The 20706-nt window shown below is 39.9% G+C and carries 21 protein-coding genes and 1 riboswitch; of the genes, 5 read left to right on the plus strand and 16 right to left on the minus strand.

Annotated elements, in window-relative coordinates:
* On the plus strand, positions 1 to 602 hold a 602-nt coding region (locus ASG81_RS25410; protein WP_155971940.1), incomplete at its 5' end, for an IS256 family transposase.
* A gap of 33 nt (positions 603 to 635) precedes the next feature.
* Here ASG81_RS25410 and ASG81_RS31695 read toward each other — a convergent pair.
* From ASG81_RS31695 to ASG81_RS25440, 6 genes are all read right to left on the minus strand, one after another.
* Complete coding sequence (locus ASG81_RS31695; RefSeq protein ID WP_056641096.1) at positions 636 to 1094, minus strand: hypothetical protein; 459 nt, start codon at positions 1092 to 1094, stop codon at positions 636 to 638.
* Between the two features lie 30 nt (positions 1095 to 1124).
* Entirely contained in the window at positions 1125 to 1496 is a 372-nt protein-coding gene (locus tag ASG81_RS25420) for a hypothetical protein (RefSeq protein ID WP_056641098.1), read from the minus strand.
* Between the two features lie 223 nt (positions 1497 to 1719).
* Positions 1720 to 2583: a DUF5677 domain-containing protein gene (locus ASG81_RS25425; protein WP_056641101.1), complete on the minus strand. Its 864-nt coding sequence runs from the start codon at positions 2581 to 2583 to the stop codon at positions 1720 to 1722.
* 65 nt (positions 2584 to 2648) lie between these two features.
* Positions 2649 to 3119: a GNAT family N-acetyltransferase gene (locus ASG81_RS25430; RefSeq protein WP_056641104.1), complete on the minus strand. Its 471-nt coding sequence runs from the start codon at positions 3117 to 3119 to the stop codon at positions 2649 to 2651.
* 51 nt (positions 3120 to 3170) lie between these two features.
* Complete coding sequence (locus tag ASG81_RS25435; protein ID WP_056641107.1) at positions 3171 to 3695, minus strand: hypothetical protein; 525 nt, start codon at positions 3693 to 3695, stop codon at positions 3171 to 3173.
* A 34-nt stretch (positions 3696 to 3729) separates the two neighbouring features.
* Positions 3730 to 4053: a hypothetical protein gene (locus ASG81_RS25440; RefSeq protein WP_056641112.1), complete on the minus strand. Its 324-nt coding sequence runs from the start codon at positions 4051 to 4053 to the stop codon at positions 3730 to 3732.
* A 323-nt stretch (positions 4054 to 4376) separates the two neighbouring features.
* Here ASG81_RS25440 and ASG81_RS25445 point away from each other — a divergent pair, with 323 nt between their 5' ends.
* Complete coding sequence (locus ASG81_RS25445; protein WP_056641115.1) at positions 4377 to 6056, plus strand: PQQ-binding-like beta-propeller repeat protein; 1680 nt, start codon at positions 4377 to 4379, stop codon at positions 6054 to 6056.
* Between the two features lie 308 nt (positions 6057 to 6364).
* On the opposite strand, the gene ASG81_RS25450 is transcribed toward ASG81_RS25445, so the two are convergent.
* The 10 genes from ASG81_RS25450 to metA form a co-directional block, all read right to left on the minus strand.
* Positions 6365 to 6607 carry a hypothetical protein gene (locus tag ASG81_RS25450; protein ID WP_056641118.1) on the minus strand — a complete coding sequence of 81 codons (243 nt, stop codon included), beginning with the start codon at positions 6605 to 6607 and terminating at the stop codon, positions 6365 to 6367.
* A 208-nt stretch (positions 6608 to 6815) separates the two neighbouring features.
* A complete protein-coding gene (locus ASG81_RS25455) occupies positions 6816 to 7694 on the minus strand; it encodes a DUF3991 and TOPRIM domain-containing protein (protein WP_056641122.1) in 879 nt (292 codons plus the stop codon).
* Positions 7695 to 7797: 103 nt separating this feature from the next.
* Complete coding sequence (locus tag ASG81_RS25460; protein WP_056641125.1) at positions 7798 to 9672, minus strand: DEAD/DEAH box helicase; 1875 nt, start codon at positions 9670 to 9672, stop codon at positions 7798 to 7800.
* Entirely contained in the window at positions 9669 to 10040 is a 372-nt protein-coding gene (locus ASG81_RS25465; protein ID WP_056641128.1) for a hypothetical protein, read from the minus strand. The genes ASG81_RS25460 and ASG81_RS25465 overlap by 4 nt, the downstream gene beginning before the upstream one ends.
* Before the next feature lie 272 nt (positions 10041 to 10312).
* Positions 10313 to 11266, minus strand: coding sequence for a phage lytic cycle repressor MrpR family protein (locus ASG81_RS25470; RefSeq protein WP_056641131.1), 954 nt, complete (start codon positions 11264 to 11266; stop codon positions 10313 to 10315).
* Between the two features lie 300 nt (positions 11267 to 11566).
* Positions 11567 to 12616 carry a tyrosine-type recombinase/integrase gene (locus ASG81_RS25475; RefSeq protein ID WP_056641134.1) on the minus strand — a complete coding sequence of 350 codons (1050 nt, stop codon included), beginning with the start codon at positions 12614 to 12616 and terminating at the stop codon, positions 11567 to 11569.
* Positions 12617 to 12790: 174 nt separating this feature from the next.
* The gene (gene mqnC / locus ASG81_RS25480) at positions 12791 to 13876 is read right to left on the minus strand and encodes a cyclic dehypoxanthinyl futalosine synthase (protein ID WP_056641136.1); all 1086 of its coding nucleotides are present in this window, start codon (positions 13874 to 13876) and stop codon (positions 12791 to 12793) included.
* A 162-nt stretch (positions 13877 to 14038) separates the two neighbouring features.
* Positions 14039 to 15211: a trans-sulfuration enzyme family protein gene (locus tag ASG81_RS25485; RefSeq protein ID WP_056641139.1), complete on the minus strand. Its 1173-nt coding sequence runs from the start codon at positions 15209 to 15211 to the stop codon at positions 14039 to 14041.
* Positions 15212 to 15214: 3 nt separating this feature from the next.
* Positions 15215 to 16378 carry an aminotransferase class I/II-fold pyridoxal phosphate-dependent enzyme gene (locus ASG81_RS25490; protein WP_056641142.1) on the minus strand — a complete coding sequence of 388 codons (1164 nt, stop codon included), beginning with the start codon at positions 16376 to 16378 and terminating at the stop codon, positions 15215 to 15217.
* A 27-nt stretch (positions 16379 to 16405) separates the two neighbouring features.
* Positions 16406 to 17323 (minus strand): homoserine O-acetyltransferase MetA, encoded by a 918-nt coding sequence (gene metA, locus ASG81_RS25495; RefSeq protein WP_056641144.1) that lies wholly within the window; start codon positions 17321 to 17323, stop codon positions 16406 to 16408.
* Positions 17324 to 17423: 100 nt separating this feature from the next.
* Positions 17424 to 17533: riboswitch (SAM riboswitch) on the minus strand.
* Between the two features lie 304 nt (positions 17534 to 17837).
* On the opposite strand from metA, the gene corA reads away from it, so the two are divergent.
* The 3 genes from corA to ASG81_RS25510 all read left to right on the plus strand — a co-directional run bounded on the left by corA (position 17838) and on the right by ASG81_RS25510 (position 20675).
* Complete coding sequence (corA, locus tag ASG81_RS25500; protein WP_056641147.1) at positions 17838 to 18773, plus strand: magnesium/cobalt transporter CorA; 936 nt, start codon at positions 17838 to 17840, stop codon at positions 18771 to 18773.
* Between the two features lie 153 nt (positions 18774 to 18926).
* Positions 18927 to 19829 (plus strand): LysR family transcriptional regulator, encoded by a 903-nt coding sequence (locus ASG81_RS25505; RefSeq protein WP_056641150.1) that lies wholly within the window; start codon positions 18927 to 18929, stop codon positions 19827 to 19829.
* A gap of 36 nt (positions 19830 to 19865) precedes the next feature.
* A complete protein-coding gene (locus ASG81_RS25510) occupies positions 19866 to 20675 on the plus strand; it encodes a histidinol-phosphatase (RefSeq protein ID WP_056641153.1) in 810 nt (269 codons plus the stop codon).
* Positions 20676 to 20706: the final 31 nt, after the last annotated feature.

Raw genomic sequence — 20706 nt, forward strand, 5'->3', positions numbered from 1 at the left:
AGAATGAGTCCGCCAAGTTCTGGCTCAGTGTCTTAAACGARCTTAAAAACCGCGGCGTTCAGGACATTCTCATCACCTGTGTAGACAACCTGACCGGCTTCTCTCAAGCCATTGCGGCCTGCTATCCAGAGACRGAGATTCAGAAATGCATCATCCACCAAATCCGCAACTCTACTCGCTACGTATCTTACAAGGATCTTAAGAAGGTTACAGCGGATCTGAAACCGATCTACAAGGCSGCWACGGAAGAAGCTGCGCTCGTCGAACTGGATCGATTCGAAGAAGAATGGGGYAAGAAATATCCCCTCATTATTCGCTCATGGCGCAACAATTGGGAAGAATTATCTACGTTCTTCAAGTATCCACCAGAGATTCGAAAGCTTATCTACACGACAAACATCATCGAAAGCTACCACCGTCAGTTACGCAAAGTGACGAAGGGGAAGAGCATTTTCCCAAGTGATGAGGCGCTACTTAAGATGCTATACCTTTCCACGATGGATGTCGTACGAAAATGGACAGGCCGCGTTCAAAACTGGGGRCAAATGCTGCTACAGCTATCCGTTTTCTTCCCTGATCGTGTTGGGCAGCACCTTCGGTAGGGGGCGGNTCGTACGAAAATGGACAGGCCGCGTTCAAAACTGGGGRCAAATGCTGCTACAGCTATCCGTTTTCTTCCCTGATCGTGTTGGGCAGCACCTTCGGTAGRGGGCGGAGCTCCCTTGCCTTGACAACATCAATAATACGTTTACACAAAATTCTTGACAGACCCTTCTACATGTGGAATCAAATTCCGTTTCTGGATCTTGCTTATGGTCAATGTCTTTATAAGAAACAATCTTAATATGTATGTTATCTTCGTTTACTCTACTTAATGTCCACATTGTACCTGCTGGTTCTTCATACCATTCAAAAATGGTTTGTGACTTTAATTCATCATCAGGCACACAAGCTGGAATAAGCTGTAATAGTGCCTTTAATAAATCATCCAAAGCATTTGTCATATAGCTTGTTGTAAAGTAACAAATGTTTGTATCAATTTCAATAAGTCCATCAGCCCATCCTAATCCAGACAGTCTATACTCAAATTTCAAGTTCATCCCACCTTTAGAAAAATCCATGTTTTATCTATCATAATGTTCCTTAAAAACTGCCTTAAATCTTGGCTTAAAATTAATTTCTAATGTTTGTAAGATTTCATCTTGGCACAGCGTAATTATAACACTTGATTTATCTTGTTTGTCTGCCACAATTTCTAACCTATCTACTCTTTGCAAATCGAAGTAAGATATAACTTCGTCTGAACGCAAATCCTCAGCCTTTACTTTCACTTGACCTGTGGAAGGGGAAATGGTGACAACAAACTTCTCATTTTTATTTGAGAACCTATAAGTGGCTTGATTATATATAAAAGGTAAATTCTTAATTTCAGCATCTAAGAGTTCTGGTTCACATTCAAATATTGACAGTAGTTCAAATTCGTCAGGTATCTGCATCGAAATCAATACCTCCCCTAAATAAAATTGCTTTTTTAACTTAGTTTAAACTTACTCACTCACGATATATCTGCTGCCCTTGCGTATAAACAAGCTTGCAGGGACGATTTTGTAGTTACGCATAACATATATTAATAGTACATTTAATGCTTAAGCTAGTATATTTCATTTCATCTTGTTTACAAATCTCTTTTTTTCTTCGACGAAGTCAAACTGTATAAGTCTATGTCTTCCTCGTTAAGTCTATTGCTGCATATAGTAACCAATTCGAATATTCTATCATTTTAAGTGCTTTTTCATTTTCATGTTTCTCCAATATAGGCGCAATAACCTTATGAGCGTAGTTTATTGCTAACGCTGATTCTGTATATATCAATTCATTAAAAACAGGGGCTGCTGAAAAAATACCTTTGGAGATAAATAGGTGACTGACAACAGACGAACCATGCACAGTTAGTGATAATGAACCATACGCTTTTTCGTAATCATCCTTAAAACCGACAATTTCACAAAGCGCTTTAAAGGAAGGTTTCTTATATTTATTTCTTAGAGTTCTGTCCTCCTGAATTAATTCCATTAGCACTTTGCTGTACCAACTGGATTTCGGGATATAGTGTGATTTCACTTGATGGTACTTCTGTCGAATATCTTTTTGATTATGAGATTCAATAATTAAGGGGTCGTTGCTCATCTTATTGAATTGTTCAACGTACTTATAGTTAAAAAACAACTCTGATCTTTTATCAAAGTCCAAGAAAATAAATCTTGTCGTTACTGCTGTCTCAAATAGTGAACGAATTATAGTAGACGCCTGATGTATGCAGCCATTTTTCAAGCAATTATAAATACCAAAGAGATCATTTGACATTTTAGATGCTAACATTAATGTTACCTCATGTTTACCTGATAAAATGCCTGAATCAACTACAAAGTTAATAAAGAAATAATACGTTTGCAATAAGTAGAGTGGTTCATCATAAATAGAACTTTGACCTTCTAGCCAAACTTTTGTTTTATGTTCAATATCATCTAGGTACAATAATAAATCATCTTCTAATTCACCTACAGAAGAAAAAAACGATTTCATGTTTCACCTCATCGTAATAAAATCGTGCATTCATTGATCTAAATTGGTTCTACTTCTTCAATGATTTATCCGTTCAATACCAATTCCATTGCAGAATTTTTAAGTATAAATCCTCTTTTTTCATAAACTAGTTTTCCATCAGAAGAAGCGTCTAACGCTATTCGACCTACATTATTGCTTTTTGCAAATTCGATACAAGCATCTAATAAAGCCTTTGCAATACCTTTCCCTCTCCAATTTGGAAGTGTATACATATTCATTATGTAAGCATCAATACCTGAAAGATTATGTAAGTGTGGAGGACGAGTGATTAAAATTAATCCACTTGTCCCAATAATTTCTCCTTGTGCTTCCGCAATAAATGATACTATCTCTCCTGTTAATAAGTTTTTTTCATAATACATCTTATTTGCAGCACTAACTTTTTGTATATCATCCTCAACTTCAATATTTCCGACTTCTTGAAGTAAAGCAATTCGTAGTTCAACAAGTGTTTCTATATCAGCATGATTTGCATGTCTTATAATGAAACTCATATATATATCGACCCTCCCTACACATCAATAACATTAGATAAAATTGCTCTTTTATCCTTGCTCTAGGTATTCTCCCCACCCCTTAAAGTTATATAATGCCTGTAATGCTTCCCTATAATTTTGGGCTGTCACTTCCCACTTCTTATGATATTGTCCAATCATCAATCGGTTATCTATCAGTTCTTTTATTTCCTCATTATCAACAAATACATAATCATCAATATAATCAGTTGAATAGTTAATTTGGGGTTCCCATAGTTCATACTTAGTTTCTTTATCCAACCGAAGTGGCTTTAATTCAGGCAGATTATACTTAATTCTTTCGTTACCTTTTTTCCACCAAGCTGAATTATTTCCCCAGTACATTGTTGATGACCAAAATTCAGGAACTTCATGGTATATTAAGTCACCTTCATAAAATTCCTTTAAATGCCCCCAAAAAGAATTTATCAGTTTGATTGCTTCGTGTTGATTTAAAGGAAATCGACTTATTAAATCAAGTAATATGAATCGACAAAATAAAAATGAACTGTAATCTGTCTTAAAAACCCATAATTGATTTTTAAGTATCTCCATAATGACCTCCAAAATCCAAAATAAAATCGTGCTATTATTCGTCCAAATTGCGTTCATCACACTTATCAAATAACAATTCAAAATCACCCTGGATTATTAGATGCTCAATAACTTCCTCAATCCTAATACGACTACATTCATCAACAAGTAGCATATCACTGCCCCAAAAGTACTTTCCATGTAAGCATTCGCCAGTTTGTCTATTCTTTTCAGCAAGCGTTTGTATGTTTTTGTATGTATAAAATGAAGCAACCCATTTTGAGCCATCTTCAAACATTACTATTACATCCGTATTATCGTCATATATATCCCATTCACCTTCTGCCCATTCTTCTGCTTCAATCCAAATAGAAAACATTCAAAAGCCCCCACATGATCTTTGTTCCATGTATCAATACTATACCATATGCTGGAATATTGGTCTTTAGCTTATCGCTATCTTTACTATTACGAACCAATTTCCAATTCTTGTTCATAATGCCTATAAGACATATAATAAAAAAAAAGCATAGGCGGTGATAGTATTGTTCTTTCCTAATGTAGAAGAAATACAAAAGGCATCCGCTGAGCATGATGTACTATTAATTGATGACTTTTATGTTGGTGAATATAACATACGATACATATTAGAAATTGTTAAGGTTCTCTATGTTTTATAAAAAATAAGGAGAGGGCGATTATATGAAAAAACTTTTCATCATTGCAGCTGTTTTTGCTCTGTTTATAAGTGGCTGTAAACAGGAAACAGCAAACGTTATAAGCGAAGGTGAGCAAAAACCAGTAGAAAATATGCATCAATATTTCACCTATTATCCCGCAATAGACAAGGATAACGTTTACTTTGGAGCTGGAACGGGATACATTTATGCTCTCGATAAAAAAAATGGAAAGAAAAGCTGGTCCATAAAAGTGGAGGATTTCCCACATATCAATACGTCAATCATTACACACGACGATTTCATTGCATATCGAGACGGAGTCTACATGTCTGGCGTGGATGCCCAAAGTGGAGAGCCAAAGTGGAAAATAAAAGACGATCCATCTTATCCGTCCTTGTCAAAAGACGGTTCACTTTATTATATTGCTTATGACGAAGTGACAAAACAGCAATCCATCAAAAGTGCTGATATTCATACAGGCGGTACGCTTTGGGAATATCCCGTGATTGCAGAAACAATATCGATACCTAATGAAGTGGATGGTGTCATCTATGTAGGTGGGTTTAGCTATCTTTACGCTTACGATACGAAAAACAAAACCTATTGGCAATACAAAATCAATGAAAGCGAAAATAAAAGTTTCGGCTTAATTGACATGACACCTGTAATCGAGGCGGGTATCGTGGCATTTTCTACGGGTGGTTTTGTCTATGCTCTAGACACACAGACTCATCAACTTTTATGGAAGCATGAGACAGATACTCCCCACACGTCTCATACCTTATCCGTTTATGATGGGAAACTGTTCTTAGGTGATTATGATACAAAAAAAGTGGTTGCTTTGGATCTAAAAACAGGAAGTGTCCAGTGGGAGGTCATCGTAAATGGTCCATTGGAGACTCCTCTCACTTTTGTAGATGGCATCGTATATTTCGGTGGAGGCAATTTTGCTTATGCCCTGCAAGCAAGCAACGGGGTAGAAGTCTGGAAAAGCAAAACAGAAGGTGAAATACACTCAAAACTTGCCGTTTCCGAAGATATTGTTTATTTGGGGGACAACAAAGGTTTATTCTATGCGATGGAAAAAAATAACGGACACAAAATATGGACCTACAATATCGACACCGACGAGGTTCAAACCACATGGAGGAAAATCGAAGAGATACATCCGAAGGAGGAAATATCAGACGACTCTGAGACTGTAACTACTGCTCAAGAGATACCTTCAATAGTCGAGCCTGTTATAGATTCTGAATTACTTGAGAATCAAACTGATGTTGATCTCTCTTCTCTCACAGATGATACATTTTTGGAACTGGTTACAGCTGGAAAGATTAAAGGTGTGAACTTTGACATTGGCAGCAGTACAAAAGATATTCTACAACAGTTGGGGAACCCTTCAGGGAAGGATCGACATTATTGGTCACTCGGGCATGATGAAACGCTGACCTACGGAAATGTTTCCTATTTAAGCAAAGAAGGTACGATAGTCGGTATTCAGATATTCTTGGATAACCAGCTAACCTCGCTGACGGCTTTTGAAGAGATATTCGAAGAACCGTATCCAGATGCAGGTTATTACGATGATGGAGCTGCGTATTTTGAAGGCTTTCATATTGAAAAGCACTCGATTTATTTCGCTAGGCTTATTGATGATCCCAAACATGATTATGATCATCTGATTCTCTTTGCTAATAAATGACGAATACAAGATTACATGTGAGTAACTCTTTCTCCCACCATAGTTGTCTGAACGGTAGTAGCAAATGTCTTTGCTTGTAAGAATCTTGAGTTTAAAGTATTTACGGGAGAAGTGAAACGGATTGGAGTAAATAAATGTAAAATCACTTAAAAAACCGACTAATTAGCGATCAAATTAAAAGCCATTTATTCTTCACAAGGGTAAATGGCTTTTTAATTCTAACCTTTACTTGCACAAGCAGAAATGGATAAGAAAAATAAGAAAATTAATCCATTCAACCTCATTCCAGATGAACAATAGTACTTTAATTAAAATGTGATTTCGTCCAAATTATGAGGTTTGATAGTGATTTTTATTATCCCTTCTTTTTTCTCTTCTTTTTTTTCTTCTTTTTTTTCTTCTTGTTTTCTCTTCTCAATCTTTTCCAAATAGTCTCTCTGACCAATCCAGTAATAAATTTTCGGGTAATGAAGATTAATTAAGTATTCATTAAATAGGCTTAAACCAACGAAGGAAAGCATTTGCCAATCAATTTCCTTAATTAATGACATTTTAGCCTGCCTCCCTCGAAATTTATGGATTAGATTATTATATTATTAGAAAGGATTGTCTAATTACTTCGATCTGAAAATGAAAAGTGACCCATTTTTACAATTTTTCACTTTACACTTTTTTACGGATATTCTAATACATATCTTCTATATTAATGATTTTATTTGCCTGCCTATCGGCAGGCTGCGGAACAGGAAAGAATGGTTGTTATTTCCGTCTTAAATCTTCATTCCAATCCTTATTTGATGGCATTACTTCTTCAATCTTGTATTTGTCTCCATATTCAGCTCTGAATCCATTGATAGCCACTTTTGCAGGCTCATCATTATCTAAAGCGAGTACAATACTAGAGATTTGATTATATTCTTTTAAAAATGTTTGAAGAGTAGACATGTTTAAGCCCCCAAGAGAGAGTAGATAATTGTCCTTACTTGAAGGATGGAATACTAAGTATGACATCGCATCTATCGGTGCTTCAAAAACAATCACTTTATCTGAATTGCCTTCTGGCTTTACAACCCAACCATAATTGGCATCACTACCAAGTGATCTCCCCTTAAATATCTGTTTATCACTTGTACCCCTTAGAATGGCTCCTTTTGGATTTCCAAAGAAATCATAGCAAGGAAACACACAGTTTTTATGTTCATCTTGATAAAGAAGCCTTTTTTTCATCAGTTCACGAATCCAATACATCGGTATCTCACGTTTATTTCGTAAGTATGCAAAGATGCTATCTTTGGCTTTAGACTCTGGCAATACAAACTCAGCCTTCTTTTCCTGTTTCGCCTTCACACGCCGAAGGCGTGTTGAATCATCCTGTTCAATGAAAGTAGGGCATTTCAGCAATTTTTCCATCGCTACCTTAAATTCTAACTCCAATATATTTATGCAAAAATCAATTGCATATCCTGTTTCTTTACTTCCATGAACATAGTAATAATTATTTTTAATGAGTAATCCATGACGATTAGGCAATTTCCAATCACCACCTCCTGCATCTATTAAATGTATCCCTTCATTCTCACAAAAACTCACTAAATTAGCTTGCCGTGCAAGCTTCACCTGTTCTTTGGTATAAGCCATAATTAATCTCCTCTGCATATTGTTATAGGCAAAACTACTGGTGACGAAGACTTTCCCTAATTAAGAGAATCCTTGCGTCACCAGACTATTATTTATAAAAATACTATGAAACTTTTCGTACTACAGATTTGAATATCTTTTTATATTTATTACTATCTTCTTCAAATAAAAGTCCATTCTCTTTAAAGATATTGACAATAAGGTTTCGTCTTTCTTCATTTAACCAAGCCTTATTAAGCCAATCCTTAAACGGACGCCCACCGATTTGAGTTGCTGTATAAGACATTCCAAAGATATGATCGTATTTATCACTCAAACAATGATTTAAAGAAATTTCAGCCCATTCATTGCAAATTGTAATGAAACGATCATGATAACTATCTTGTATAGTTGTCTTTCTCATATTTTTATCTGGTAAAGAAAAATGTGTTTTCAACGTATCTATCCATCGTGTTTGTTTAGTATATAAATAGATGTGAACAGGAGTTGAATCATTAATATTCCTTAATTTACAACGATGGATAATTTGTACAAGGTCAGCCAGTACTAACTCTTCAAAAATCTTTTGCACTCGTTCATCTACAAACCAACTATCGTAATTCCCATCGTTTATGCTAATATCTATTTCTGTTCCATATATACTTATAGCAATTTTCTTATAGTAAGTATGATGTCTTATAGGTAAATTCAATAATGCCAGCGTACTATAGTTATTTAAGATGTTTTTTCCAACCGTATTAAATAAACTCAATGATACAGCATCACTTTTATCATCATCTAAATAATCGCTATAATCATCAAAATAATTACTTTGGTCACTCGTAATCACTTGATTCTTTCTGTAGGAAATCACATCCCCTTTCGCCATAAGGGGAAATACCTCCATGTCCTTTCGAATACTAAAAATATCTTCCGCAATACGTTGTTTGGTGTCAGGATTCTTCCTATGATTTTTAGATGTACCAATGACCTGATTATGTAGAATTACTCTCTCGTAGTTATGATAATTTTGAATTTTTATATATTCATATTCACCATTATATACGCTTGGAGTAATACCACTAGTGCCATCAAGAATGAGGATATTACCAAAATTTCTATAATCAATACGTTCTGCACATAGTATTCTATTGCCATAATCAGTTCTTTCAATTACACCGAAACCATCTTTATGAAGCAATTTCTTGAACCAGCATAGCTTAAGTACATTTTCACGTGTGGCATTCTCAACATTTATTTTATTGAGAATTTCGGTTAGCTCTTTTTCCTCTTTTGTACCTTCGATCATCTTTACCAACCGTTGAGTTTGGCATTTTTCACTTTCCATTTCATTGTTGAAGAGTGCCATTATTAATGATCTACCAGATTGTAGATCACTATATTCCAATCCGCTTTCTTTTGCTAATTCATCAAACCATTTAACGCAATTGTCATTGCTAGAAATGTTAAATTGTGTTTCGTTTATAAAAATGGGCATTTCATCTATTATCAAAGTTCTCGATAGCCAGCTATTAGAAGGGCTGTTATACCATTGATACTTTTCTTTATTACCAAAACCCAAACTTAGATCACGCAGGCGCTGCTGCGTGATACATAGGATTTGGTACTGGTCTATTTCCTCATACACGTTACTCACGTTGTTCTCATTAATGTATTGAACAAATTTATATCGATTATGTTCAATCGCATAGTTCTCAATCTCACTAAAGACATTCTCTAAAGCATCCTTATTATTGAAGACCAATAAAAACGGTGTTGTATCTTTGTTACTATTTATCGATTTCATAACTTCTATTAAGGCTGTGGTTTTCCCTTGACCTGGCGCAGAATCGCATATCCAATGAACTTTGGAATGCAGTTGTTTACTTGCAAATAGATATTCTCGTAGCAAATTGTAGCTATCAGAAAATCCTTTTGGATGTAGATTTTGTTTAACTCTTTTAGCTAAACCTTTATATACTAACTCAGCTGTTTTCATTTTTCATCCTCCATTCTTTCATTTGAAATGTGATCTAGTTTTGCATCTAATATATCCATAATATCTCTTTCACTTATCCCTAAACTAACTAACTCTGCCCAAAGTTCTGCCTTACTTAAGATTAATTTAGTCATACAATTTTCTAATGCAATAATCTCTTCTTGTATTTCATCTATCAATTCTTTAAGATCTTTAAAATCAAAATCTTTACATGGAATTATTTTAAAATTTATATAATCATCCATATACTCACTTTTTATATTTTTTTTATTGCATAGATTGCTTCTTGCTTCATTTATTTCAAATGTTAATTTTACATACCTTTTTTTGCATTCGTTAATATAAGTGTTTGCTATTGTTTTTTTCATTTTCATTCTCCTTTTTTGATATATAATATTATTTGTGCATTATTTTATTTTGCACTTGTCATCAAAACTTGATGTTGTACTCAGAATCGTATACGATCCAATGACTTATTAAACTTAACATTGTTCGGATTCATCCTCTTTTTGTTAAGTAACATAATTTTCTTATCAATGGTTTATCTTCCGAGTCTTTCAACCCTTATTTTGATGTAGTATCTCATTTAGCTCACCTCATTTATTTTATTTTGCGCTTGTATATGTTAAGAGAAGGCTTGTTAATCCTTCCCATAAAGCTTTAAAATGTTTGCTTCCGTTATGAAACTTTTCAAGCTATTGTAAGAGCTTACTTTATACATATTAGCAATCTCGATAAGCATTATAAGATTAAGTTTACTTTTGTTTGCAATTATCATGTCTCTCGCAAGTTTCAACATCCCCGAACGAGAAATGTTCTTGATATTAAAGTGGACAAGACCTAGGGTTTTTTCAATTGTTGTTATCCTTCGGTAGATAACGTACTTGTCAACAGCACCCATATTTTTATCTTTACCTGTGTTGGAACTTCGAACAATATAATCATTGTCAATCAAGTCAGTAAATTTCCTAACATTCTCTCTTTCCTGCATCAATCCATTACTCTTTAAGTAAGTAGTTTCTGAGTAAGCTTCCTTAATCAATCCTAGACAGCGTTCTGTCACATGTAATCTTCTCAAGGAACCATCTTCATCCATAAGAGATAATTCACCAGTCGTAAAATTCACATCACTCCTTTTAAGATTACGTATCTCACATACTCCTTTGCCTTGAACACCCTCATATATTAAACGTATTATGACAGCATCCTGTGCATTTTCACAAAAGTTTTCAATGTTTCTTATTTCATTTTCTGTAAAAAAGATTTTTGCATTATCATCTATGAACTGTTCAAACCAACTCGTTTTCACGTGATTTAACGGATTTGTTGAATCATTTTTCACTTGATTCTCAATTGCCCAATTTATATATGCAGTCAAAATTCTCCCATAACTTCTTAAAGTAGATATATAGTTTATATTTAGCTTCACAAAAAAATGTTCAAAATCAGTTAAGTCAAAATCAAACACATCTTTTTTAAGTAATTGTTCGAATTCTGAACTCTTCTCGAAAACACTTCTATATGTAGCTTGTGTTTTTAATGGGTATTCACTTAAGAAACTCCCTTTGATTTGAGCGTTGTATAACTGTGCCATGTCTGTCACCATCCTTTCGTTTGTTTTATTTTGCACTTGTATATTGTGTATTATATTGTTTTATTTTGCGCTTGTCAACTCTTTTGGACAAATAAAAAGACGGCTTTTACACCGTCCAAGCTATTTAATGTATTCACTTCATTCAGACCGCTCTATTTGGCTTGTAATGGCTTTGGAATAAAATAATACTCACTAGTCTTACAATAAATCCAAAAGCCTACACGTGTAATCTGATGCCGTTAGGTAGTACTCTCTTATTATCCTCTCTCTTAATCACCAAATTAACCTTGATCCCATACTCTATACCCTAAATCTATTCGCTGGAGAAAAACGTTTGTGAGCTTCGGCAATATCCACCGCATTCATTTGAATATAAGTCCTGACAATATCCATACGTGAATGCCCAAGCAACTTTTGTAAAGTAAAAGCATCTCCACCATTTTGCACATAAAACTTAGCGAACGTATGTCTTAATGCATGAGCAGAAGCCTTTACTCCATCAAGACCTGCGTTCTTTCTTATCGTACCGAACTGTCTAACTACTCCTTTATTAGTCATAGTCTGACCATAAGCTGTCATAAATAAATGATCTGATCCAAAATTAATTTTGTTTTCAGCTAGTAGCTTTTGAATAAGGTTTAGAACTTTGCGTGAAACAGGTATAATCCTAGCTCTTCCATTCTTCGCTACATCCTCTTCAACTTTTACTACTCCAATATCAAAATCGAAGCTTTTACTTGAAAGAGAGATCATTTCTCCTGCTCTCAAACCGCTATCTATGCCAAGCATAATAAAAACGTAATCCCTATACCCTGTATATGTGCTTTTCTTACATGCTTTGAGCATTGCTCTAACTTGTTCTTCCGTTAAACCTTCAACGGTATCGATTGGTTCCTTAAGCAACTTAATTGGAAAAGCTTCATTACGCTCCCACAATTTATTCTCATAAGATACGTTGAAGAAATGTTTCAAGTTCTTTATTCGTCCATTAATCGTTTTAGGTGCAAGTCCTTTACGTATTCCTCCACGAACATGAGTTTGGTAAACTACGTATTGCTCTTGCATTTCAATTAACCACTCACGAATAATCGAAGTCGTTATATCCTCCATTAATTCCGAGTATCCTTTTGATTTAAGAAAATCAACAAAGTACTTTTTGTCCTGCATCAAATCCTTCTTTCGACGCTCTGAAATCCCTTCTGACCTCTTAATTTCAATAAATTTCGAAAACAGGTCATGTATAGTAAGTTTGGTATAATTCCTAACCTCACTACCGCTGTTCTCTTCTGATAACATTGCCCTCTTTCTTCCCCGAATGTCTCTTCCAGACGACAAAGAACGCTTATCCATACTAATCCCTCCAATTGGATTAATGATCGACAAGCGTTGTAGTTACCTTTGTTGAATAACGGAGTAAATACCACATTAACTGTAGTACATAACCGCTATTCTACGTATGAAGTTTTTACCCTATTCGTTGATTTCCCCAAAGAAACCAGTCGCCCGAAGCCTTTCCAAAACAAGCTAGTTTTGCATAATAAAATCAAGATCAGCTTTATCGGCTTCATTGTAGACTTTCAAAATATTATATTTCGTATCCCGCTGGGCAGGATGAGTCGTTCCTGCAGCCGAAACTACGTTTTCCTCGATCATCGTGCTGCCAAAATCGTTGCAGCCATAGGACAGCGACAACTTGCCCATCTCCGGCCCCATCGTCACCCAAGACGATTGAAAGTTCGGAATGTTATCAAGCATAATGCGGCTGGCCGCTACGATACGCAAATACTCCTCAGGCTTCGCCTTCTCCAGCTTCAGGTTCGTATTGTCCGGCTGGAATGGCCAAGAGATGAAAGCCAAGAAGCCGGTCGAATCGTATTTATTCGCTATGCATTCGTCTTGAGCGTCGCGGATGCGCAGCATATGTAACGCGCGCTCCTCGACCGTCTCGCCGAGTCCATATACCATCGTTGCAGTCGTGTTCATCCCATGGCGGTGCGCAGATTTCATTACGTCCATCCAGTCCGTCCATGAGCCCTTCATCCGGCTGATCTTCCGGCGCGTGCGGTCATCCAAAATTTCAGCTCCGCCGCCGGGCAAGGAATCAAGTCCCGCTTCATGCAGCTGTCTAATGACTTCGTCAAGCGAGAGACCGTCCGATACAACCTTCATCTTCTGAATTTCCGCAGGCGAGAACGAGTGCATCGTAATGTTTGGAAAGTGCTGCTTAATTTTGCGGAGCAGGTCCAAATAATACGTAAACGGCAAATTAGGATTTGTACCGCCCTGCATCAAAATTTCGGTGCCGCCAACGTTAACCGTCTCTTGAATTTTATTCAAAATGGTCTCATCAGGCAGCACGTATCCTTCCTTAGAGCCCGGAGCGCGGTAAAACGCGCAAAAGCGGCAATAGACATCGCATACGTTCGTGTAGTTAACATTTCGGCCAACAACAAATGTCGTTATCGGTTCAGGATGATGCTTCAGCATGATCTGATTAGCCACATATCCCATCTTCTCGATCTGATCCGAGGCTAATAGCTCCATGCCTTCTTCAAGCTCAATTCGCTCGCCGCGCAATGCTTTATCCAAAATATGGTCTAACGTTCCCATTCCGCAAGACCTCCTTAGTTCCGTTCTTAGTGGACAATCACTTTATCCTAACATATATCTCTGCTCCAAGTCACTTGCCATATGATGCCCTCTCGGCCTGAAATAAGGAAAAACACGGCGCGTTCGTTAGAACAACCGTGCTTTTCTTTCATTTCGTCCCGATTAAGCGCGAAGCGCATGATCCAAATCCTCGATCAGATCCTCGATATCCTCTAGGCCTACCGAGTAACGAACCAAGCCGTCCGTTATGCCGCGCTCATGACGCACTTCCTTAGGCATAGCCGCATGTGACATCATCGCCGGATAGGATAAAATGCTCTCTACCGCCCCCAAGCTGACAGCTACCAGAGGAAGTTGAACCTTGCTCAGCAACGATTTGGCACGTTCCCCGCTGCCCACATCGAAGGATACGACAGCGCCGTAGCCAAGCGATTGCTTCTCATGTATAGCCCGGCCCGGATGGTTTTCCAAACCTGGATAATAAACAGCTGTTACATCCTTATGCCCCGACAGCCATTCTGCCAATCTGCGCGCGCTGTGCTCGCTATACTCCATCCGCGCCTTCAGCGTCTTCATGCCGCGCATCAGCAGCCACGACTCCTGCGCGCTTAGAACCGTTCCCATACCGTTTTGAAGCTGCTTCAAGCGTTTGCCGAGACCCTCGTCAGCGGTAACTGCAAGACCTGCCAGCACATCGCTATGGCCGCTCAGAAACTTCGTCGCGCTGTGAAGTACGATATCGACACCATGCTCGATCGGGCGCTGGTGATAAGGGGTCATAAACGTATTATCCAGCATCGTGAGCAGCCCATGCTCCTTCGCCCATGCCGTCGTCTCAGCAATATTCGTAATTTTGAGCGTCGGATTCGAAGGCGTCTCCATAAATACCGCTTTTGTATTTGGCTTACGCGCGGCTTTAACCGCTTCGAAATCGGTCATATCGACGAACGTAGACTCAATCCCAAGCCGGTCTAGAATCGTCGTAAGCAAGCGGTACGTTCCGCCGTATACGTCTTCTGTAACGATCACATGCTCTCCGGCGGACAGCAGCAGAAAGGTCGTCGATATGGCAGCCATGCCTGATGCGAACGCAAAGCCCCTGGCTCCTCCCTCAAGCAGCGCGATATAATCCTCAAGCGCCTGGCGGGTAGGATTGCCTGAGCGGCTGTAATCGTATTGCGGCGGGTTGAAAATATCATGATGATGAAACGTCGAAGCTTGATAGATGGGCACGCTTGATGCACCTGTATGTTCATCAATCTCTGCGCCGAAATGGAGCAGCTTCGTTGCAAAACGCCGATCTTGAGGCTTCATTTTGTTGTTATCATTACTCATCGGTTATTGCCCCTCCTCAATTTCGCGTTTTGCGGATGCCAGCGCCTGCTCCAAGTCTCCGATCAAATCGTCAGCATGCTCGATACCGACCGAGAAACGCAGCAGACGGTCGTCGACGCCAATCGCTTGACGAATTTCAAGCGGGATATCCGCATGCGTCTGAACAGCCGGATAGGTCATTAAGGACTCAACGCCGCCTAGGCTCTCAGCAAAGGCAATCAGCTTAATATGTCGTAAAATAGGCTCTACGTAACGAGCATCCTTCAGGCGGAAGGAGAAAATGCCCGTATTGCCGGAGGACTGTCTATTCTGAACATCATGCCCGGGATGATGCGGCAGCGCCGGATAATAAACGTCCTCAACAGCAGGATGCTCAAGCAAGTAGCTTGCAATCGCAGTCGCATTGGATTGGTGGCGCTCCATCCGCAGCGCCAGCGTCTTCATGCCTCTCATAAGCAGCCATGAATCCTGCGGGCCGAGGACCGCTCCAATGGAGTTGTGAAGGAAGGCCATCTCGTCTGACAACTCCTTGCCTTTCGTAACAATGAGGCCGGCCAGCACGTCATTGTGCCCGCCCAAATATTTGGTTGCGCTATGAATGATAATATCTGCGCCCAGCTCAATCGGACGTTGGAAAAACGGCGTAAGCAGCGTATTATCCACAATCGTAAGCAAGCCTTTAGACTTTGCCCATGCTGCTATCCGCTCGATGTCCGTAATCATCATGAGCGGATTAGTCGGCGTTTCGATCAGAACCGCTTTCGTATTCGGCGTCCATAATGCGGACATCGCATCGATGTCGTTCGTATCCACATAAGAAGCCGTTACGCCGAATCTTGACATAATCCGCTCCAGCAGACGGTAAGTACCTCCGTACAAATCAAGCGATACGATCAAATGATCGCCTTGGCTGAATAAGGCGAATATCGTTTGCAGCGCAGCCATGCCTGAGCTGCAGGCAAAGGCAGCATCGCCCGACTCCAGCTGTGCAGCCGCTTCCTCAAGCACCGCTCTTGTCGGGCTTTTCGTACGTGCATAATCAAACCCTGTGCTCTCTCCGAGCTTGGGATGGCGGAATGCGGTTGCCTGGTACACTGGAAAGCTAACCGCTCCGGTTGCAGGCTCTTTAATGGAACCGATTTGAGCTAAATGACTTTCAATCTTCATTGTAATGAAGCACTCCCTCGTCTATTGTTAAATGCCTGCACCCAAATCAAAAGGTGTTTGCTGGTATACATAATAGTTAAGCCAGTTCGAGAATAACAGGTTCGCATGCGCGCGCCAAGTCGAAAGCGGCAGGCTTTCCGGATTATCTCCGGGGAAATAGTTTTTCGGCACGTCAATGCGAAGTCCTTTGGCCTTATCGCGGTCATATTCGAACTTAAGCGACGTCGGATCGTATTCGGAATGGCCCGTAACAAAAATTTGTCTGCCATCCTTAGAAGCCACGATATATACACCGGAATCCGTTGAATCCGATAAAATATCCAGCATCTCGACCGGCTCGATGTCCTCGCGGCGCACCTCGGTATGACGCGATTGCGGCACGAAAAACATTTCATCAAATCCGCGCAGCAGGTTAACATTACGTTTCTCGACGGTATGCGGGTATATCCCGAACATTTTGCTGTCTAAATTATATTTCGGCACCTTGTAATGGTGGTAAAGTCCAGCCTGCGCCGCCCAACAAATATGGAATGTAGAAGTTACCCGCTTAGCGCTCCAATCCATTATTTCCTTTAGCTCTTCCCAGTAGTTGACTTCCTCAAAAGGCAAATGCTCTACTGGCGCGCCCGTAATGATGAGCCCGTCATAATATTCATGCGAGATCTCGTCAAACGTTTTATAAAAGGATTCCAAATGTTCGGCCGACGTATTTTTTGAAGTATGCGTTCTTGGGTGCAGCAATACGACCTCGACCTGGAGCGGCGTGTTGCCGATGAGCCTCAGCAGCTGCGTTTCGGTTGTTTCCTTAGTCGGCATTAAGTTTAGGATGGCAATGCGAAGCGGCCTAATATCCTGGTGATAGGCGACGCTCTCATCCATGACGAAAATGTTCTCGTTACTCAAAATTTCTTTTGCCGGTAAGTTGTCTGGTACTTTAATGGGCATGTTGTTCACTCCTCTTTAGGCAGTATGACCGCTTGAACAAGAAAAAGACCCTTTCTGCAGTGAGAAAAGGTCGTATGCTCAGTAAAGAAGCCATCCGCCTTCCTCATCTCTCAGAAACTTAATGGTTTCCGCAAGAATTAGCACCGTGCGTATTTAACGCCGGTTGCCGGGCTTCATCGGGCTAGTCCCTCCGCCTGCTCTTGATAAGAAAGTAGTCTATTCAATTTTCGCGGTTTCATTTCAATTTCACTTTAATGCATTATGTCAATCGCGTCAAGAAGCTCCTTTACATAAACTAAAGATATAGCCGAAATAGCGTAGTTTTTATGCTTGAATGTAAAGCTGATGCAGGAGTATACTAGACAAGAATTATTACGTTAATTCCATTAAAAAGGGGTGAAAACGGACATGGAAGGCGACAGACCGAAGCCTGATCATTATCGAATACGGTTACTGCCGGCCAATTCCGATTCAGCCGGCAGTTTCCTCTAAAGAAAGAAAGGAGTGACTCCGGTTGAAAATTCGTCTCGTTAGCAATGGCGTATTTACCACTATTGAAGATATTAATGAAACACTTACTCCCACGACTGAAGGATTTTACTGGATTGACGCGGATGTAGAGGATCTCGCTGTTTTGCAGCCGATGTTCAACATGCATGACCTGGCTGTAGAGGATTGCCTTAGCGAAGAGGAGCAGCGTCCGAAGATAGAGATATATGAAAGCCATTATTTTATTGTTATTAACAGCATCCGATTCGATGATGAGGAAATTTTTCTGAGGGCGCTGAATATTTTTCTCGGACGCCATTATATCATTACGGTCACGAAGCAGAAAATTAACGAGCTGCGCTCTTTAAAGCCCGTACTATGGGAACAAGAAGTTAGCCGGCCGGATTATTTCTTATACCACCTCGTCGACATTGTAGTCGATAACTATTTCCTCGTCGGCGACCGAATCGATAACCGTATCGAAGCGCTGGAAGAGGATATTTTGATGCATACGAAAAAATCGCATTTGAACGAAATCATCGGTTTGCGAGGCGAAATTTTGTGGCTCAAGAAGGTGCTCGGTCCGCAGCGCGACGTTATTGCTACACTTAATAAGAAGGACTTGAAGCTGATTGACGACCAGCTGCAAAAATATTTTAGCGACATTTACGAAAACGCGCTGAAAATCGCCGAGTCGTTCGATACGTACCGCGATCTCATGGGTAACTTGCGAGAAGCATACCAGTCCAGCGTTGCTAACCGTGCCAATGAAATCATGCGGGTGTTCACTGCGATTACGACGATATTCATGCCGCTGACCTTTATAACCGGCATTTACGGGATGAATTTTGATTTTATACCAGGTCTCCATCTCCGGATGGGTTCGTATATTTTACTTGGCATTATGCTGCTGCTTGGCATTGGCATGTTTTTCATTTTTCGGAAAAAGGAATGGCTGTAGCCGTCTGCTCCGTTTTTGATCATAAGGGCTGTACCCGCTCGGGCAATCCATGCCTGATGCAGGCGCAGCCCTTTTTTTGCTGTAACCTCTTCAATCCATTATAATAGTGTAATATATATGGAACATTTTTTACCTTTGAAAGGAGGGATTGACGTGAACATTAGCCAGCTTGAAACACTACTTACCATATCCAAGACGATGAGCTTCCGGAAAGCAGGCGAGCTGCTCAACCTGACCCAGCCAGCCGTTTCGGCGCAAATTAAAAGTCTGGAGGATGAGTTTAAGACGGTTCTGATCGATCGTAATCAACCGGTAACTTTAACCGATCATGGGCAAGTTTTTTTGGAGCATGCGGAGCAAATCCTTACGATTGTGGAAGAACTAAAACAGAAGCTGTCCGATTTGAATCAAACTCCTCAAGGCCACATTTTACTTGGAACAACTTCATCGATCGCCATTCAAATTTTGCCGCGTGTACTATCCTATTTTCAAAACCAATTTCCTTTAATCAAAACAACGATACATTCCATGCCCTCATCCCAAGTCATGACAAGCGTCGAGAACGGCTCAGTCGATATCGGTATTACATACCTGACCGAAAAAAATCCGAACGTCACCTCCTCCGTCCTTTATTACGATACGTTTGAGCTCGTCGTGTCCCCGACACATCCGATGAGCAGCTTGAATCATACGACAGTTGACACGCTCAAGGACATTCCAATGATCATGCTCGCACCCGATACGCTCGGCCGCAGATTCCTCAATCAAATATTCCGCAAATACAACATTCAGCCGAATATCGTAATGGAAGTTTCAAGCAGCGAAGAAGTGAAGCGCATGGTTGAGATTAATCTGGGCGCTGCCGTCGTTTCGAAGCTTTCGATTGCGAATGAGCTGCGGTTGGGTACACTAAAAATGATCAAGGTTAACGAGCTTGAAACGAGTCATCCAGTAGGCGTCGTCTATAAATCCGGGCGTTACATTAATACAGCGCTGCAGCAATTTCTCAGCGACCTAAAAGGTATGCCCGAGCATCAATTCATTAGCAGCGAATAACTAAACACATCAGACAAAATTCAAGGAGAGATTATAATGAAATTCGACTTACATACCCATCATGTCAGATGCGGACATGCCAATGGCACCATCGAGGACTATATCCTTGCAGGTATTGACGCCGGGCTTTCCGTTATCGGCATCTCCGATCACTCGCCTTATTTTTACCACAAGGAGGATCAGCCTTCACCTGGCATTGCTATGGCAAGAAGCGATTTCGCCAATTATGTCGATGAAGTACTGCGCATGAAAGAGAAATACGCAGGAAAAATCGAAGTTTTGCTCGGCATGGAGTCGGATTTTTTCCCTGACTATTTGGACAGCTACCGGCATGCATTCGAGGGCGTTCCCTTCGATTATTTAATTGGCTCCGTGCATCAAGTAAGCGGCGTCAGCATTTTCAACCGCAATCGATGGAAGAACTTAGATGAAGAGCAGCATATCGCTGTGAAAAAAAGCTATTATGATCTGATCAAGCAATCCGCACGCAGCGGGATGTTCAATATTTTGGGACACATCGATGCCATGAAGGGCTACTATCCTGCTTTCTCCGACATTCCGGCGAATGAGGGGATCGACGATGCGCTGCGTACGATTGCCGAATGCGGCGTTTCCATCGAAATAAACACATCTGGCAGTACGAAGGATGTCGGCGGCTGGTATCCGTCGGATGCGATTTTGGAGCGTGCGCTTCACTTTGGGGTGAACGTAACCTTTGGGTCGGACGCTCATGTGCCGAGCAGAGTCGGCGATGAATGGGAACTTGTTCAAAAACGGCTGAAGGAAATCGGATTTACACAGTGGGTATTTTACCGCAAGTGTCAGCAGGTTATTGTTCAGCTATAACGCTTAAAAAAATGATGCCGACAAAAAAAAG

It is taken from the genome of Paenibacillus sp. Soil522, from assembly GCF_001428245.1.
GTDB lineage: Bacteria > Bacillota > Bacilli > Paenibacillales > Paenibacillaceae > Pristimantibacillus.